Origin of the sequence: Rhizobium leguminosarum bv. viciae (assembly GCF_012276115.1) — a bacterium.
Taxonomy (GTDB): Bacteria; Pseudomonadota; Alphaproteobacteria; order Rhizobiales; family Rhizobiaceae; genus Rhizobium; species Rhizobium leguminosarum_T.
Map to the genome: position 1 here is coordinate 133,213 of NZ_WIEU01000006.1, position 16,140 is coordinate 149,352.

The window sequence follows — 16,140 nt, forward strand, 5'->3', positions numbered from 1 at the left end:
TGACATTCAGATGATCGAAGTTTCCGGCGTCTCCGTGCGCCTTTCCGGCAAAACCATCATCAGCGACGTCTCCTTCACAGCAAGAGCCGGCGAACTGACGGCGATTGCCGGGCCGAACGGCTCCGGCAAGACGACGACGATGAAAGCCATTTCCGGCGAACTTGCCTATGGCGGCTCGGTGCGCATCGGCGGCGACGAGGTGAAGGGGCTGAAACCCTGGCAGCTTGCCGCCATTCGTGGCGTGCTGCCGCAGGCAAGCACCATCTCCTTTCCCTTTACCGTGCGCGAGATCGTCCGCATGGGCCTGACGTCAGGTCTCAACCTGCATCCCGACAAGGCCGAGCAGACGGCGGCGGCAGCGCTTGCCTCCGTTGACTTGACCGGCTTCGAAGGCCGTTTCTATCAGGAACTCTCCGGCGGCGAGCAGCAGCGTGTGCAGCTTGCCCGAGTGCTCTGCCAGATCGCCGAGCCCGTTGTCGACGGCAAGCCCTGCTGGCTGCTGCTCGACGAGCCGGTCTCGAGCCTCGACATCAGCCACCAGCTGACCATCATGACGCTCGCCCGCGATTTCTGCGAACGCGGCGGCGGCGTCATCGCCGTCATGCACGATCTCAACCTGACGGCGCTCTTTGCCGACCGCATCATGCTGATGAAATCCGGCCGGCTCGCGGCCGCCGGAAGCGTCGCTGAAGTGCTGACGAACGAAACGATGCTCTCGGTGTTCGGTTGCGCGCTGCGCATCAACCAGGTACCATCAGACGGCACGCCCTTCGTGCTCGCCCATAGCGCCGTTTCCCGCCCCTAAGCACTGCTCCGGCGGAACTTTTGATCGCCCGGCACGTTTCCGGCATGATCTGGGTCAATGCCGGGCGATATCATTCATGCAACGGACGGTGGTGACCCTCGTGCGAAACAGGCGGGCTTGCGCGCGCCCCAGCCAATGGAGACAGCCATGAGCTATTCTATCTTCCAGTCCGGCCGCAGCCGCCGCAACGGCACCTTCCACAATTTGGAATCCGGCATTGAGGAGCAGATCGAGGCGCTGCGCAACGAACTCGCCGAACTGACGCGCCTCGTCGGCAAGAGCTCACGCCATCAGGGCGAGAAGATCCGTAGCCAGGCCGGTGCCGGCTATGAGGAACTGCTTGGCCGCAGCGAGGATCTGCTGCGCGAATTGCAGCATGGCTATGAGCGTGGAACGACGGAAATGCGCGAGACCGTGCGCAAGCATCCCTTAGCGACCATCGGCGCCGCGGCCGCTTTCGGCCTTGCCATCGCCTTCCTCGCCCGGCGCTGAGGAAGCGCGATGCTCTTACCGATCCTCAGCCTGCTGACGGGCGCAAGCGTGCACCGGACCGTTGCGCGCGCCAAGCGCAACGGCATCTTCATTGCGCTTGCCGTGCTGTTCCTTCTCACCGCCTACGCGCTGGCTGTCACCGCCGGCGCCATCTGGCTCGCCGGCATCTACGGCCCGGTCGGCGCGGCTCTCTTCCTGGCCGCCTGCGCGCTGCTGATCGCCATCATCGTGCTGGTGACGATGTCGATTATCAATGCCCGGGAAGCACGCCGCGCTCGTGAACGCCGTGCGGCGCTCGAATCGCTGGCAACGGTCGGGCTCGGTCTTATCCGCGCCCAGCCGCTCCTGACCGCCGGTGTTCTGGCAGCAATCGTCGCGGCCAATCTGGTGGGCTCGAAGCGCGAGGATTGAAGAGGGACTCGCTCTCCTCATTATGCATACTCGCCACGAAAATGGAGAGAGTGAATAATTTTCTCCCTCACATACGAGCGGAAAATTAGGCAAGGACGCCCACCTCACACTCCCTCCTGTGCCTGTCACAGGAATCCAGCCACGGCGCGTCTGCGCCGTGAATGAACTCAATAACCGCAAGCGGGAAAAGTCTTTCGCGCCCAAGGACTTGGGCGCACTGGATTCCTGTGACGAGCACAGGAATGAGGATGGAGAGGTGGTGCCCCCGCGAAACAATCCACCGCCGTAACATTGTTCCCGACAACGCAAAAAAGCCGGCGCCCCGAGGGGCGACCGGCTTTCCTCCCAAATATAACCCTCTTCAGAATGCAAAAGCCTTCGATGTCAGCGGCGCCGAGGTGGCGTCGGGGCCGAAATCAGCTTCGCCTGATATCTGCAGCAATTCCTGCAACCGCTGGCGGGCACGGTTGACGCGGCTCTTGATGGTCCCCACGGCGCAGCCGCAGATTTCGGCGGCCTCCTCGTAGGAAAAACCCGAGGCGCCGACGAGGATGATCGCCTCGCGTTGATCCGGTGGCAGCTGGTCGAGCGCCTTCTTGAAGTCCTGCAGATCGAGCGCGCCATATTGCGAAGGGTGCATCGCCATCGATTCGGTAAACAGCCCGTCGCTGTCCTGCACTTCGCGGCCGCTCTTGCGCATCTGGCTGTAGAGTTCGTTGCGCAGGATCGTAAAGAGCCAGGCCTTCATATTGGTGCCCATCTCGAAATGATCCTGTTTGGCCCAGGCTTTCATGATGGTGTCCTGGACGAGATCGTCGGCACGATCGTGCCGCCCGATGAGCGAGATCGCGAAGGCGCGAAGGCTTGGGAGTGCCGCCAGCAGTTCCCGCTTGAAGCTGGGTTGCGATTTGTCTTCCATGCGACGATCCTATTCGGCCATCTTGGCAGAAGCCATCATTTCAGCATGGTCAAGCTTTTCGAGAAGGTCGAGAAAACGATCGGGAATCGCCTCATCCTGTGCAGCCGCATAGAGCGACCGTAGCCTGACGCCGATCTGATTGTTCGGGTCCAGGATGTCGCTTGCCCGCAGCTCCAGCTTTCGCTGGTCGGCTGCTTCTTTCTTGCGTGTAGTCATCAATTCGTCTTCTCGCCGGTTGTCTGTCCAGAGCATGATGCCGAAAAGTGGGAGCGGTTTTCGGACGACATCATGCTCTAACTTGCTAATTTAGAACAGGATTCAGATTTTAGGCCGACCCGGCCTAAAATCATCCTGTTCTAGGGGGCGTGGATGGGATCAAACACGATTTCAACCATCGACATCGAACGTTCCGTTGTCGATGTCGCTGACATTTGCCGTTGCATGGGTCAAAACGCTACGCCCTTTCTTCGTCGGCTGGAATAATGCGGCGCGACGAAAAAAGTTCCTGCCGTTCCGGAACTTTTTTATCAAGGCGGCGTTAACCGCTCATTGAAGCCAATGCCGGCCTGTATGCAGGAGCCCATTAATGACACTTTCTACTCGGATTGCGCCGCACCTTCCTTATCTGCGCCGCTATTCCCGCGCCCTTACCGGCACTCAGACTTCGGGCGACGCTTATGTCGCCGCCGTTCTCGAAGCCATTATCGCCGATCTGTCGATTTTCCCGGATACGGCGAATGACCGGGTCGCACTCTACAAACTGTTCACGCAACTGTTTGGTTCCACCGCAGTCCAGATTCCAGAGCCGACTTCGCCCTATGCCTGGGAGCAGCGCGCCACGCTGAACCTTTCCAAGGTGTCGCCGCGCGCCCGTCAGGCATTCCTGCTGGCTTCCGTGGAGAATTTCCGCGTCGCCGAAATCGCCGAAATTCTGGAAACCGAAGAACGGGATGTCATGCATCTGCTCGACGTCGCGTCGCAGGAGATTTCCCGTCAGGTCGCAACCGATATCATGATCATCGAAGACGAACCGCTGATCGCCATGGATATCGAGCAGATGGTCGAGAGCCTCGGCCATCGCGTCACCGGCATTGCCCGTACGCATGCCGAGGCCGTGGCGCTTTACAACAAGACCAAACCGAGCATGGTGTTGGCCGACATCCAGCTTGCCGATGGCAGCTCCGGTATCGACGCAGTCAACGACATCCTCAAGACGTCGAGCGTGCCGGTGATCTTCATCACCGCCTTCCCGGAACGGCTTCTGACCGGCGAGCGCCCGGAACCGACTTTCCTTGTCACCAAGCCGTTCAATCCCGACATGGTCAAGGCATTGATCAGCCAAGCTCTCTTCTTCAATGAATCGACCAGAGTAGCCGCCTGAGACGCAATTTTCCGGCCTTCGGAACTAAATCGCCAAAGCATGCGTTCCGGTGCTACCGGGACGCTCCGGTGGCTTTAACGGTTTTTTGCAGCGCTTTGTTCTAGAGTTGGCAGGCGGTGTCTGGAAGGGCGCTCCCTTCAGCGACGTTCAAGATGTCACAAGGAAAGGCGGCCGAGTGAATACGACTGAACCATTGTCCGGCATGCCTTTTACCTTCGAAGGCAAAGCCGCAATGATGGAACGCGCGCTCGGCAGCGCCGGGATTTCGATCCTCTGCCAGGACGCCCGACTGTCGATTTTCTACGCTGAAAATCTGCCGCCGCATTTTGCAGCACTCTTTGCGCCCGGCAGCAGCGACGCTGTCCTCTTTGGCGATGCGCACGGCCGATATCTGACGGCGCTGAAGCACAAGGTGCTGGAAACCGGCATCCCCAACAATGCCGAGGTCGAGATCGACGTCGACGGCGAAAGGCGCACCTATGAACTGAAGATCCAGCGCACCGGCGAACGCGGCGCGCATGGACTTCTGTCCGTCATGGCTGAAGTCACCGAAAGCCGGCATCGCGAAAAAGTTCTGAAATCACTGCTCCGCGAACTCTCACACCGCTCGAAGAACCTTCTCGCCATCATTCAGGGCATTGCCACCCAGACGGCCCGCAACACGCTCTCTCTCGACAGCTTCCTCCTCAAATTCCGCGGACGGCTGCAATCGCTTTCCAACTCGCAGGACCTGATCACGGATTCGAGCTGGCGCGGCGCCTATCTCTTCGAACTCGCCGAAAAGCAGTTTGCTCCCTATTGGCCGGAGACGGCCGGCTCCATGCCGATCTACGGCATCAATGCTCATCTGACGCCGAATGCCGCCGTGCATCTCGGGCTCGCTCTCCACGAACTCATCGTCAACTCCGCCTCTTTTGGCGCGATATCAGGCGGCGCCGCCTCCATCACGCTGAATTGCCGCGAAGCCATGATCAACGACAGGAAGGCGATCGAAGTCGCCTGGGCGGAAGTTCTGCATGATCAGGCAGAAGTCCACGAATTCAGCGACAACAGCTTCGGCCGCACCGTACTGGAGCGTGTCGTGCCTTCGTCGGTCAACGGCAAGGCGGAGTTGAACCTCGTTCCCGGCCGCATCGAGTACCGCCTCACCATTCCGGAAACAGAATTCGAGATCTTTAAGCGAGTGTGAAAGCCCTGGAGACAGCCGAAAACGGAAAAACAGCCGGTGCGAGGGCGGCGCGCCGGCTGTCTTCACTCACCGGGAGGGGACCGTGAGTACGTCCGGATAGTGGGTTGGGGGCGCGCATGTTGGGTCGATGCGATCACCATCCGGATATCGCAATAACGGCGACATCAAACTTTAGTTCCCTGCCATCCAAAAAAAATTCGGCTTTTTTGAATCTTTTTTCGGATGCCCTTCCCTCGCCGGGCGCTCAGCCGTTTCACCGATGCAGGCCGATTAAATTCTTCCAGTAAAAACAGTGGATTACTTGCGAGATCGCAGGCAAAAATCGTCAAAATTTTACCGTTTGATAAATTTTTAAACCTGAGTTACGCTTTCCCTCACAGGCCGTTTACCAATAATGAGGGAACTTCAATGGAACGACTGGAAACCGGGATTCATCCCAGCCGGCTTTCGCCCGCGGAGTATGAGGCTAATTTTTCCGATCTTCATCCGCGCCTCGATAATCATGAGGCGCTGGTCGCCGCTGACCGCTGTTATTTCTGTTATGACGCGCCATGCATGACGGCCTGTCCCACCTCGATCGACATTCCGCTGTTCATCCGCCAGATTTCGACCGGCAATCCAATCGGCTCGGCAAAGACGATCTTCGACCAGAATATCCTCGGCGGCATGTGCGCCCGCGTCTGTCCCACCGAAGAACTCTGTGAACAGGCCTGTGTGCGCAACACGGCTGAAGAGCGGCCGGTCGAGATCGGCCGCCTGCAGCGTTATGCGACCGATGCCGCCGTGCAGGCGGGCCGGCAGTTCTATGCCAGAGCCGAACCGAGCGGAAAGACGATCGCCGTTGTCGGTGCAGGCCCGGCCGGCCTTGCCGCCGCCCATCGCCTGGCAGTGAACGGCCATTCCGTCGTCATCTATGATGCCAGGGAAAAATCCGGCGGCCTCAACGAATACGGGATCGCCACTTACAAGACCGTTGACGACTTCGCCCAGAAGGAGGTCGATTACGTCCTTTCGATCGGCGGCATCGAGGTTCGGCATGGGCAGCGTCTCGGCCGCGACTTCTCGCTTTCCGATCTGCAGACGCAATATGACGGCGTCTTCCTCGGTATCGGCCTTGCCGGCGTCAACGCGCTGCGCATCGAGGGCGAAAACCTTGCAGGCGTCGACGACGCCGTCGATTTCATCGCCGCACTGCGCCAGGCCGAAGACAAAAGCGAAATCGCCATCGGCCGCCGCGTCGTCGTCCTTGGCGGCGGCATGACGGCGATCGACGCTGCCGTGCAGGCAAAGCTGCTCGGAGCCGAGGAGGTGACGATCTGTTACCGCCGTGGCAAGGAGCAGATGAACGCCTCCGAATTCGAACAGGATCTGGCAAGCTCCAAGGGCGTCATCATCCGCCACTGGCTGGCGCCGAAATCGATCCTGTCGCAGGACGGCAAAGTCGCAGCGATCGAAGTGGAATATACCAAAATCCTCGATGGCCGCCTCATCGGCACCGGCGAAACCGGTGTGATTGCCGCCGACCAGATCTTCAAGGCGATCGGCCAGAGCTTTGACGCCTCTGGTCTCGGTTCGCTGCGCATGGAATCCGGCCGCATCGCTGTCGATGGCGAAGGCCATACCTCGCTCGACGGCGTCTGGGCAGGCGGCGACTGCGTCTTCGGCGGTGACGATCTCACCGTTTCGGCCGTCGCCCACGGTCGCGACGCGGCTGAATCCATCCATCGCACCCTCACCGCAGCAGCCGCTCCGGCTGTCGCCGTCGCTTGAAGGGGAGAATGAACAATGGCTGATCTCCGTAATAATTTCGTCGGCATCAAGTCCCCGAACCCGTTCTGGCTGGCGTCTGCGCCGCCGACCGACAAGGCCTACAACGTCGAGCGCGCCTTCAAGGCCGGCTGGGGCGGCGTGGTCTGGAAGACGCTGGGCGAGGAAGGTCCGCCCGTCGTCAACGTCAACGGCCCGCGCTACGGCGCAATCTGGGGCGCCGACCGCCGCCTGCTCGGTCTGAACAATATCGAGCTCATCACCGACCGCGACCTTTATACCAACCTGCGGGAAATGAAGCAGGTGAAGATGAACTGGCCGGACCGGGCACTGATCGCCTCGATCATGGTGCCCTGCGAGGAAGAGGCCTGGAAGGCGATCCTGCCCTTGGTCGAAGAGACCGGCGCCGACGGCATCGAGCTCAACTTCGGCTGTCCGCACGGCATGTCGGAGCGCGGCATGGGTTCCGCGGTCGGCCAGGTGCCTGAGTATATCGAGATGGTCGTGCGCTGGTGCAAACAGTACACCCGCATGCCCGTCATCACCAAGCTGACGCCCAACATTAGCGATATCCGCCGCCCCGCCCGCGCCGCCAAAGCCGGCGGCACCGATGCCGTGTCGCTGATCAACACGATCAATTCGATCGTCTCCGTCGATCTCGATAACTTCGCCCCCAACCCGACGGTCGGCGGCAAGGGTAGCCATGGCGGTTATTGCGGCCCGGCGGTAAAGCCGATCGCGCTCAACATGGTGGCCGAGATCGCCCGCGATCCCGAAACCTACGGCCTGCCGATCTCGGGCATCGGCGGCATCACCACCTGGCGCGACGCTGCCGAATTCCTTGTCCTCGGCGCCGGCAACGTCCAGGTCTGCACAGCGGCGATGACCTACGGCTTCAAGATCGTCCAGGAGATGATCACTGGCCTCTCCGACTGGATGGACGAAAAGGGCCATCGCAGCCTCGAAGATATCACCGGCCGCGCCGTGCCCAACGTCACCGACTGGCAATATCTGAACCTCAACTATATCGCCAAGGCCAAGATCGACCAGGACGCCTGCATCAAATGCGGCCGCTGCTACATCGCCTGCGAGGACACCTCGCACCAGGCGATCACCAACTTCGTCGACGGCGCTCGCCATTTCGAGGTGATGGACGAGGAATGCGTCGGCTGCAATCTCTGCGTCAGCGTCTGTCCGGTCGAGAACTGCATCACCATGGAGCAGCTTCCCGCCGGCACTCTCGACAAGCGCACCGGCCGCGTCGTCGATCCCAACTATGCCAACTGGACCACACACCCGAACAACCCGATGGCCCGCCAGGCGGCAGAATAAGAATTCGCAACGCCGCGGAGAAGATCGATCCACGGCGTTGTATCCTTCTGCCAACATTCGAAGTGTCAGGCCATTCTAATCGCCGAATGACTTTCGATAGGCGCTCGGGCTCGTCCCGAGCCGCCTGCGGAAATGATGCCGCATCGTCGCCAGTGTTCCAAAGCCGCTGGCAGCGGCGATGTCGTCGAGCGAAACAGCAAGTTCCTTCTCCAGCAGGTCGCGGGCATGCCGCAGCCGCTCCTTCAGCAGCCATTCGCCGACGCTGAGGCCAGTCGTCGCTTCGAAGCGCCGCTGGAAGGTGCGTATGCTCATGCCCGCTCTTTTCGCAAGCAGGCTGATTGGCTGGTCCTCGGAAAGGCTTTCGCGCATCCATTCGATCAGCGGCCCCAGGCGGATCCCCTCTCGTTCCTCGGGAACTGGCGCGTGAATGAACTGAGCCTGTCCGCCTTCGCGGTGCGGCGGCACGACAAGGCGGCGGGCGACGCTGTTTGCGGCTTCCGAACCGAAATCGCCGCGCACCACATGCAGGCAGAGATCGATGCCGGCGGCACTGCCCGCCGCCGTCAGCAGGCTGCCCTCGTCAATGTAGAGAACGTCGGCATCGAGTGCGATATCGGGATAACGCGTGGCGATCGAGGCGACATAACGCCAATGCGTCGTCGCCCTGCGGTTCGTGAGCAGACCCGACCCGGCAAGAACGGCAACACCCGAGCAAAGCGACATGATCCGTGCGCCGCGCTGATGCGCTGCCTTAAGCGCTGAAACAAGCGGCTCGGGAACGGCGGCATCGATCGCCCGCCAACCCGGCACGATGATCAGGTCCGCCTCGTCAAGCACCTCGAGCCCGTCGTCGACCGCGACCGTCAACCCGCCCGCTGCGCGAAGCGGCCCCGGTTCGATGCCGCAGACCGAGAAGCGATACCAGTCTTCGCCCATTTCAGGGCGCGGCAGGCCGAAGACTTCGTAGGCAATGCCGAATTCGAAGGTGCAGAGCCCGTCATAGGCGAGCGCCACGACATGCGGTCCATGGGTTTGCTTGAGCGATAAATTTGGCATGATCTTTACGCTGTCGGTCATGATGGCCAATTTCGCAAAGCTCTAACATCGGCGATGATTGGCGGCAATTCGAACTCTGAAAGGAAATCACAAATGCCAAGTCCCGTCGCTGAAATCCCCGCTGCAATTCCGGAAGCCGCTGCCGCCCACTATGCAGCCAGGCTTGCCTTCGAGACCGATTGCTCCGATGTCCACGCCGCCTTCACCGCAGGCAAGGTCGATTTCGTTCTCCTCGACGTGCGCTCACCGGCGCTATTTGCTGAGTCCCACGTTCCCGGAGCCATCAACCTGCCGCACGGCAAGATGACGGCGCACCGGATGTCGGCGTGGCCCTCCGACACGCTTTTCGTCGTCTATTGCGCCGGTCCGCATTGCAACGGCGCGGATAAGGCGGCGCTGCGCCTCTCCCGCCTCGGCCTGTCCGTGAAGCTGATGATCGGCGGCATCACCGGCTGGACCGATGAAGGCCTCGCCTTCGAAAGCGCTGCCATCGCCGCCGAATGAGAAAGCGATCGTCTCAAAACTCGATGACGACCTTGCCGAACGGCCCGCGATAGAGATGATCGAGCGCCTGCGGCAGTTCCTCGAAAGCATAGCGCCTGTCGATCACCGGCTTCAGCCCGGTCTGGTCGACGGCGCGCACCAGATCCTCCAGCGCCCGCCGGTAACCGACCGAGATGCCCTGGACAACCGGCGCCTTGAGAAGCAGGGGTGCTGCAGGCCCCGACACTTCGAACCCCTCGAACACGCCGATCACCGAAATGCGGCCGTTGACCGCCACCGCCTTCAGCGCCTGGCCGAGATGCGGTCCGCCGACGATTTCGAGGACATGGTCGGCGCCGTAGTCGTCCGTCAGCTCATAGAGCTGTTCGACCCAGTCGCGCTCCCGCCGGTTGATCAGATGATCGGCGCCGAGCGCCAAAGTCCGTTCCAGCTTCTCGGTACTGCCTGAGGTGATGAACACCTCGGCGCCATGCGCCTTGGCGATCTGCAGCCCGAAGAGCGCCACACCGCCGGTTCCCTGCACCAATACTCTGTCGCCGGCCTTGAGCTTGCCGCATTCGATGAGCGCGAACCAGGCCGTCAGCCCAGCGCAGGGCAGCGTACTGGCTTCAGCCGCGTCGAGTGTATCAGGCGCAAGCGCGAACCACTCCTCGGAAAGTACCGTGTATTCGGACAGCGCGCCCGCATAAAAGCCGCCGCGCGTCTTGTAAGAGGGGTTGCGTGCGGTTCCCGGCCCCCGTCCGTCGATCCAGTCTGGCGAAAAGGTGGAAATCACCCGATCGCCAGGCTTGAAGCGCGTCACGCCAAGCCCGACGGCCTCGACCACACCTGCCATGTCGGAGGCCGGCACGAAGGGAAACTGCAATGGCAGACCCATGCCGCTCTCGAGCACCAGCCTGTCGCGGAAATTGAGGGAAACGGCCTCTGTCCGAACCCGTATCATCGTGCCCGATACCTCGGGGATACGACCTTCGCCGATCTTCAGATTGGCCTCCGGGCCGATGGCATCGGTCTGCCATTGTGTTGTCGTCTGCATCCTTCTGCTCCCGTTGATTGGAGAGCATCAATTATATCGTTGAATATTTCTCTCCAGTTGCGATATTAAGTCGCCAGAATGGTGCCATAAAGGAAACAAAGATGGAGCAGCTGAAGGGTATTTCGATCTTCGTCGAGACGGTCGATGCCGGTGGCTTCTCTGCCGCCGCCGAACGGCTGCACCTCACCCGCTCGGCTGTCGGCAAGACGATCGCCAGGCTCGAACAACGGCTCGGCGTCCGGCTCTTCAACCGCACGACCCGGGCCCAAAGCCTGACCGACGAAGGCCGGTTCTTCTACGAGCGCTGTCTGAAGGCCGTCGAGGAAATCCGGATCGGCGAGGCGCAGCTTGAATCGGGCAGGCGCGAAGTTCGCGGCAGGCTGCGCGTGTCGATGCCGGCGCTGTTCGGCCGCCATTGCGCAGCTCCGATCCTCACCCGCCTGCTTGACGAACATCCGGACCTCGAACTCGATCTCTCCTTCAGCGACCGCGTCGTCGATCTCCTGGAAGACGGCTTCGATCTTGCCGTCCGCAACGGTCCGCTGCAGGACAATCCCGACCTGATGGCACGGGCGGTCGCCCGCCAGCCCATGACGGTCTGCGCCTCGCCAGCCTATCTGGAAAAACACGGGCTGCCGCGAACGCTGGAGGATATCGCCCATCATCAGGGCATCGTCTATCGCAGGGGCGACCACGACAAGACCTGGACCTTTCCGGCGGCGGCCGGCCCGGTGCGCGAGGTGCTGCCGAAATCGCGTTTGCGGCTCGACGATCTCGCTTCGATTGCCGATGCGGCAGTCGAAGGCCGGGGGCTTGCCTGGCTGACATGCTGGCTGGTCCGCGACAAGGTGGCATCTGGCGAACTCGTGCGGGTCTTGACTGATATACCGCCGAGCATCTTCGAAGCCAGTGCCGTCTGGCCGAGATCGCCGGTGATGCTGCCGAAGGTGCGGCTCGCCATCGACACGCTGGCGGCAAATCTTCCGCGGATGATGGGCTGACGCTGTCCGCGCTCACGTCCCGCTACAGCGCCGCGTCTTTTCAGACGCGCAAAGGACGCTGTAACACTTTCAATGCTGCATAATTTTATCCTTAAATCGATTTCCGACTTAAGGATAAAATTATGCGGTGATAATCAGCCCGCTGATGAACAGTTGCTCCAGAAACCGCGCCGCATCCTCGAAGCGCCCTTCGCCTGAATGCTCCTGCCCCAGCACGGCGCGAACCTGAACATCGAAATCCGCATAATGCTGCGTCGTCGACCAGATCGAGAAGATCAGGTGGTAGGGATCGCATTTGGCGATCTTGCCTGATTTCGCCCAGGCGCGGATGACCTCCGCCTTCTCGTCGACCAGTTCCTTCAGCGGCCCCTTCAGCTCGTCCTCGATATGCGGCGCGCCCTGCAGCACCTCGTTGGCGAAAAGCCGGCTCTCGCGCGGAAAATCGCGGGCCATTTCCAGCTTGCGGCGGATATAGCTACGGATTTCCGTCTCCGGATTGCCTTCGGCGTTAAAGGCGCGCAGCGGCTCCAGCCAGGTGTAGAGCACCCGGTCGATCAGCGCCCGGTGCATGGCTTCCTTGGTGCGAAAATAATAGAGCAGGTTGGGTTTCGACATACCGGCCACTTCGGCGATCTGGTCGATGGTCGAGCCACGGAAGCCGCTTGCCGAAAACACATCGAGGGCTGCTTCCAGGATCTGCTCTTCCTTTTCCTCCTGGATTCGCGTCCGCCTCAGGGTTTTCGCTGCTCTCGGTATGGTCACAGGCTGTTATTTCCCCTTGAAATTCAATTTCTTCGCTCAAGTTTGGTTGGGGACGACCCTCGCCGCTTCCTTGAGCAACTGCCCGTATTTTTATCGGCAATTTTCGTGATTTTCGTCTTGAGCCCGGCGGTGGAAGTTGTAATGTTTACCAATCGGTCAAATTATCCGCCAGATGCAAAACAAAGGCAACTGGCGATTTTCCGGCGCTCGACAAAACCAATAAGGGGGCGCAGGAAAGGACCACGGGAACAGGCGGGCATGCCCTTTGCATGACTGCCGCAAACAGGTGAGGGCATACGAAATGGTGGCAGCACCAGGCGAGAACATGCGCGTCAATGGCGACCGTCTCTGGGACAGTCTCATGGAGATGGCGAAGATCGGCCCCGGCATAGCGGGCGGCAACAACCGCCAGACGCTGACGGACGCCGATGCGCAGGGCCGCAGCCTTTTCAAAAAATGGTGCGACGATGCCGGTTTGACCATGGGTGTCGACCGCATGGGCACGATGTTCGCCACCCGCCCCGGCGCCGATCCCGATGCTCTGCCCGTCTATGTCGGCTCGCATCTCGACACCCAGCCGACCGGCGGCAAATATGACGGCGTGCTCGGCGTACTTGCGGCCCTCGAAGTCGTGCGCACCATGAACGATCTCGGCATCAAGACCAAACATCCGATCGTCGTCACCAACTGGACCAACGAGGAAGGGGCGCGTTTTGCCCCTGCCATGCTGGCGTCAGGCGTCTTCGCCGGCGTGCACAGCTTGGACTTTGCCTATAACCGCAGGGACCCCGAGGGCAATCTGTTCGGCGACGAACTGAAGCGCATCGGCTGGGTCGGCGACGAAGAAGTCGGCGCCCGCAAGATGCACGCCTATTTCGAATATCACATCGAGCAGGGACCGATCCTCGAAGCCGAGGAAAAGCAGATCGGCGTCGTCACCCATTGCCAAGGCCTCTGGTGGCTGGAATTCACGCTGACCGGCAAGGAAGCCCATACCGGATCGACGCCGATGAACCTGCGCGTCAATGCCGGCCTCGCCATGGCCCGCATCCTGGAAATGGTCCAGGACGTGGCGATGGGCGAACAGCCAGGCGCCGTCGGCGGTGTCGGCCAAGTCTTCTTCTCTCCGAACTCCCGTAACGTACTACCCGGCAAGGTCGTCTTCACCGTCGACATCCGCTCGCCCGACAAGGAGAAGCTCGACCGCATGCGGGCAAAGATCGAGGCGAAGGCGCCTGAGATCACCGACGCACTCGGCGTCGGCTGTTCCATCGAGGCGATCGGCCACTTCGAGCCGATCACCTTCGATCCGAAACTGGTCACGTCGGTGCGCGACGCTGCCGAGCGGCTCGGCTACAGCCACATGAACATTATCTCCGGCGCCGGCCACGACGCCTGCTGGGCCGCCAAGGTCGCACCGGCAACGATGGTCATGTGCCCCTGCGTCGGCGGACTCTCGCACAATGAGGCGGAAGAAATCTCCAAGGAATGGGCGATGGCGGGGGCCGATGTGCTGTTCCATGCGGTGGTCGAGACGGCGGAGATTGTCACCGAATGAACCTTCGGCCGCCGTATCTCGCTTATGCAGTCTTCGCTTGGGCTGCGTTAGTGGGTGTATCTGACGTCTTTGGCGCAACGAGCAACGATGCGGATGCAAGACAGCTTAGAAATGTGAAAGAAAATCAGGAAGTTCACATTGCGCCAGCTGACTTTTGTACACGCAACCAAACGTTGGAGCTGATGATAGCCAATCCGGTGGTGCCAAACTCAAGATCATTGACACCAGCCACAATTACGCGTGAAGGCGACTCCGTTACAGTTATTCTTCAGGACAACAGCGACGTATGGAACACGAGGGACGCCGTTCAGAAATTGAACATGTTCATCATCGAAAGCCTAAACCGGGATTGTCTCACGTTACAAACGTGGAAAGTCAAAGGTATAACTCTGAGAGGCCTTCACATTATTAAGCGTCCTGATGGTCAACCAGATTTCGACTTTAGGAAGGACTAGGATTATGAGTACCACAGTCATCAAGAACGGCACCATCGTCACCGCCGACCTGACCTATAAGGCTGACGTGAAAATCGACGGCGGCAAGATCATCGAGATTGGTCCGAACCTTTCGGGCGACGAGACGCTGGATGCGACCGGCTGTTACGTCATGCCGGGCGGCATCGATCCGCACACCCACCTCGAAATGCCCTTCATGGGCACCTATTCCTCCGACGATTTCGAAAGCGGCACGCGCGCCGCCCTTTCCGGCGGAACGACTATGGTGGTCGATTTCGCCCTGCCCGCCCCCGGCCAGTCGCTGCTCGAGGCGTTGACCATGTGGGACAACAAATCGACCCGCGCCAATTGCGACTATTCCTTTCATATGGCGGTCACCTGGTGGAGCGAGCAGGTCTTCAAGGAGATGGAGACCATCGTCCGCGACAAGGGCATCAACACCTTCAAGCACTTCATGGCTTACAAGGGCGCGCTGATGGTTGATGATGACGAGATGTTCGCCTCCTTCCAGCGCTGCGCCGAACTCGGCGCCCTGCCGCTGGTGCACGCCGAAAACGGCGACGTCGTCGCCTCGATGTCGGCAAAGCTGCTCGCCGAGGGCAATAACGGCCCCGAGGCGCATGCTTATTCCCGGCCCGCCGAAGTGGAAGGTGAAGCCACCAACCGCGCCATCATGATTGCCGACATGGCCGGCTGCCCGGTCTATATCGTCCACACCTCCTGTGAGCAGGCGCACGAGGCGATCCGCCGCGCTCGTGCCAAAGGCATGCGGGTCTACGGCGAACCGCTGATCCAGCACCTGACGCTCGACGAGAGCGAATATTCCAATCCCGACTGGGATCATGCGGCCCGCCGGGTGATGTCGCCGCCCTTCCGCAACAAGCAGCATCAGGACTCGCTTTGGGCAGGGCTTGCCTCCGGCTCGCTGCAGGTCGTCGCCACCGACCATTGCGCCTTCACCACGGCGCAGAAGCGCTTCGGGCTCAGTGATTTCACCAAGATTCCGAACGGCACCGGCGGCCTCGAAGACCGCATGCCGATGCTCTGGACCCATGGCGTCAACACCGGCCGGCTGACGATGAACGAATTCGTCGCCGTCACCTCGACCAACATCGCCAAGATCCTCAACATCTATCCGAAGAAGGGCGCGATCCTTGTCGGCGCCGATGCCGATATCGTCGTCTGGGACCCGCAACGTTCCAAGACCATCTCGTCCAAGGCCCAGCAGTCGGCGATCGACTACAACGTCTTCGAAGGCAAGGAAGTGACCGGCCTGCCGCGCTATACGCTGACGCGCGGCGTTGTCGCGATCGAGGAAAACACCATCAAGACGCAGGAGGGCCACGGCGAATTTGTCAGGCGCGAGCCGGTCACGGCTGTCAGCAAAGCGCTTTCCCAGTGGAAGGACATCACTGCACCGCGCAAGGTGACGCGGAGCGGCATTCCGGCAAGCGGCGTATGACGATGGCGCA

17 protein-coding genes are annotated in these 16,140 nt (G+C 60.7%); 12 read left to right on the forward strand and 5 right to left on the reverse strand.

The genetic code is table 11. The features are described 5' to 3' along the window. Positions 1–10: 10 nt before the first annotated feature. The 3 genes from GFM02_RS13710 (at position 11) to GFM02_RS13720 (ending at position 1,708) form a co-directional block, all read left to right on the forward strand. The gene (locus tag GFM02_RS13710; protein ID WP_168321989.1) at positions 11–805 is read left to right on the forward strand and encodes a heme ABC transporter ATP-binding protein; all 795 of its coding nucleotides are present in this window, start codon (positions 11–13) and stop codon (positions 803–805) included. A 147-nt stretch (positions 806–952) separates the two neighbouring features. Beyond that, on the forward strand, positions 953–1,297 hold the full coding sequence (locus tag GFM02_RS13715; RefSeq protein WP_003542229.1) for a DUF883 family protein: 345 nt from the start codon (positions 953–955) through the stop codon (positions 1,295–1,297). 9 nt (positions 1,298–1,306) lie between these two features. Further along, positions 1,307–1,708, forward strand: coding sequence for a hypothetical protein (locus tag GFM02_RS13720; RefSeq protein WP_020051312.1), 402 nt, complete (start codon positions 1,307–1,309; stop codon positions 1,706–1,708). 361 nt (positions 1,709–2,069) lie between these two features. Here the strand turns inward: GFM02_RS13720 and GFM02_RS13725 are convergent, their stop codons facing one another. Both GFM02_RS13725 and GFM02_RS13730 read right to left on the reverse strand, forming a co-directional pair. Next, positions 2,070–2,627, reverse strand: coding sequence for an RNA polymerase sigma factor (locus GFM02_RS13725; protein ID WP_003542247.1), 558 nt, complete (start codon positions 2,625–2,627; stop codon positions 2,070–2,072). A 9-nt stretch (positions 2,628–2,636) separates the two neighbouring features. After that, complete coding sequence (locus tag GFM02_RS13730; RefSeq protein WP_024319398.1) at positions 2,637–2,843, reverse strand: NepR family anti-sigma factor; 207 nt, start codon at positions 2,841–2,843, stop codon at positions 2,637–2,639. 370 nt (positions 2,844–3,213) lie between these two features. Between GFM02_RS13730 and GFM02_RS13735 the strand changes: the two genes are divergently transcribed. The 4 genes from GFM02_RS13735 to preA all read left to right on the forward strand — a co-directional run bounded on the left by GFM02_RS13735 (position 3,214) and on the right by preA (position 8,296). Next, a complete protein-coding gene (locus tag GFM02_RS13735) occupies positions 3,214–4,008 on the forward strand; it encodes a response regulator (protein WP_020051313.1) in 795 nt (264 codons plus the stop codon). A gap of 193 nt (positions 4,009–4,201) precedes the next feature. After that, a complete protein-coding gene (locus GFM02_RS13740; protein ID WP_020051314.1) occupies positions 4,202–5,197 on the forward strand; it encodes a sensor histidine kinase in 996 nt (331 codons plus the stop codon). A 408-nt stretch (positions 5,198–5,605) separates the two neighbouring features. Further along, entirely contained in the window at positions 5,606–6,967 is a 1,362-nt protein-coding gene (locus GFM02_RS13745) for an NAD(P)-dependent oxidoreductase (protein WP_168321906.1), read from the forward strand. 15 nt (positions 6,968–6,982) lie between these two features. Next, positions 6,983–8,296: an NAD-dependent dihydropyrimidine dehydrogenase subunit PreA gene (preA, locus tag GFM02_RS13750; protein WP_020051316.1), complete on the forward strand. Its 1,314-nt coding sequence runs from the start codon at positions 6,983–6,985 to the stop codon at positions 8,294–8,296. A gap of 75 nt (positions 8,297–8,371) precedes the next feature. Here preA and ftrA read toward each other — a convergent pair whose 3' ends face one another. Continuing rightward, positions 8,372–9,373 carry a transcriptional regulator FtrA gene (ftrA, locus tag GFM02_RS13755; RefSeq protein WP_168321907.1) on the reverse strand — a complete coding sequence of 334 codons (1,002 nt, stop codon included), beginning with the start codon at positions 9,371–9,373 and terminating at the stop codon, positions 8,372–8,374. 72 nt (positions 9,374–9,445) lie between these two features. Between ftrA and GFM02_RS13760 the strand changes: the two genes are divergently transcribed. After that, complete coding sequence (locus tag GFM02_RS13760) at positions 9,446–9,856, forward strand: rhodanese-like domain-containing protein (RefSeq protein WP_020051318.1); 411 nt, start codon at positions 9,446–9,448, stop codon at positions 9,854–9,856. 13 nt (positions 9,857–9,869) lie between these two features. On the opposite strand, the gene GFM02_RS13765 is transcribed toward GFM02_RS13760, so the two are convergent. Next, the gene (locus tag GFM02_RS13765; protein WP_168321908.1) at positions 9,870–10,892 is read right to left on the reverse strand and encodes a zinc-dependent alcohol dehydrogenase family protein; all 1,023 of its coding nucleotides are present in this window, start codon (positions 10,890–10,892) and stop codon (positions 9,870–9,872) included. A 101-nt stretch (positions 10,893–10,993) separates the two neighbouring features. Between GFM02_RS13765 and GFM02_RS13770 the strand changes: the two genes are divergently transcribed. After that, a complete protein-coding gene (locus GFM02_RS13770) occupies positions 10,994–11,893 on the forward strand; it encodes a LysR family transcriptional regulator (RefSeq protein ID WP_168321909.1) in 900 nt (299 codons plus the stop codon). Between the two features lie 120 nt (positions 11,894–12,013). On the opposite strand, the gene GFM02_RS13775 is transcribed toward GFM02_RS13770, so the two are convergent. Further along, a complete protein-coding gene (locus tag GFM02_RS13775; protein ID WP_168321910.1) occupies positions 12,014–12,655 on the reverse strand; it encodes a TetR family transcriptional regulator C-terminal domain-containing protein in 642 nt (213 codons plus the stop codon). A 301-nt stretch (positions 12,656–12,956) separates the two neighbouring features. Here GFM02_RS13775 and GFM02_RS13780 point away from each other — a divergent pair, with 301 nt between their 5' ends. The 3 genes from GFM02_RS13780 to hydA are packed head-to-tail and all read left to right on the forward strand — an operon-like array spanning position 12,957 to position 16,130. Beyond that, the gene (locus tag GFM02_RS13780; RefSeq protein ID WP_168321911.1) at positions 12,957–14,213 is read left to right on the forward strand and encodes a Zn-dependent hydrolase; all 1,257 of its coding nucleotides are present in this window, start codon (positions 12,957–12,959) and stop codon (positions 14,211–14,213) included. Next, complete coding sequence (locus GFM02_RS13785; RefSeq protein ID WP_164053757.1) at positions 14,210–14,668, forward strand: hypothetical protein; 459 nt, start codon at positions 14,210–14,212, stop codon at positions 14,666–14,668. The genes GFM02_RS13780 and GFM02_RS13785 overlap by 4 nt, the downstream gene beginning before the upstream one ends. Positions 14,669–14,672: 4 nt before the next feature. Beyond that, positions 14,673–16,130: a dihydropyrimidinase gene (gene hydA, locus GFM02_RS13790; protein WP_168305439.1), complete on the forward strand. Its 1,458-nt coding sequence runs from the start codon at positions 14,673–14,675 to the stop codon at positions 16,128–16,130. Positions 16,131–16,140: the final 10 nt, after the last annotated feature.

Bases quoted from the DNA above. Each gene is read 5' to 3' on its own strand.
- GFM02_RS13785 (WP_164053757.1), top strand. From the start codon at position 14,210: ATGAACCTTCGGCCGCCGTATCTCGCTTATGCAGTCTTCGCTTGGGCT.
- GFM02_RS13715 (WP_003542229.1), top strand. From the start codon at position 953: ATGAGCTATTCTATCTTCCAGTCCGGCCGCAGCCGCCGCAACGGCACC.
- GFM02_RS13710 (WP_168321989.1), top strand. From the start codon at position 11: ATGATCGAAGTTTCCGGCGTCTCCGTGCGCCTTTCCGGCAAAACCATC.
- preA (WP_020051316.1), top strand. From the start codon at position 6,983: ATGGCTGATCTCCGTAATAATTTCGTCGGCATCAAGTCCCCGAACCCG.
- GFM02_RS13725 (WP_003542247.1), bottom strand. From the start codon at position 2,627: ATGGAAGACAAATCGCAACCCAGCTTCAAGCGGGAACTGCTGGCGGCA.
- GFM02_RS13730 (WP_024319398.1), bottom strand. From the start codon at position 2,843: ATGACTACACGCAAGAAAGAAGCAGCCGACCAGCGAAAGCTGGAGCTG.
- hydA (WP_168305439.1), top strand. From the start codon at position 14,673: ATGAGTACCACAGTCATCAAGAACGGCACCATCGTCACCGCCGACCTG.
- GFM02_RS13780 (WP_168321911.1), top strand. From the start codon at position 12,957: ATGGTGGCAGCACCAGGCGAGAACATGCGCGTCAATGGCGACCGTCTC.
- GFM02_RS13760 (WP_020051318.1), top strand. From the start codon at position 9,446: ATGCCAAGTCCCGTCGCTGAAATCCCCGCTGCAATTCCGGAAGCCGCT.
- GFM02_RS13720 (WP_020051312.1), top strand. From the start codon at position 1,307: ATGCTCTTACCGATCCTCAGCCTGCTGACGGGCGCAAGCGTGCACCGG.
- GFM02_RS13745 (WP_168321906.1), top strand. From the start codon at position 5,606: ATGGAACGACTGGAAACCGGGATTCATCCCAGCCGGCTTTCGCCCGCG.
- GFM02_RS13770 (WP_168321909.1), top strand. From the start codon at position 10,994: ATGGAGCAGCTGAAGGGTATTTCGATCTTCGTCGAGACGGTCGATGCC.
- GFM02_RS13765 (WP_168321908.1), bottom strand. From the start codon at position 10,892: ATGCAGACGACAACACAATGGCAGACCGATGCCATCGGCCCGGAGGCC.
- GFM02_RS13735 (WP_020051313.1), top strand. From the start codon at position 3,214: ATGACACTTTCTACTCGGATTGCGCCGCACCTTCCTTATCTGCGCCGC.
- ftrA (WP_168321907.1), bottom strand. From the start codon at position 9,373: ATGACCGACAGCGTAAAGATCATGCCAAATTTATCGCTCAAGCAAACC.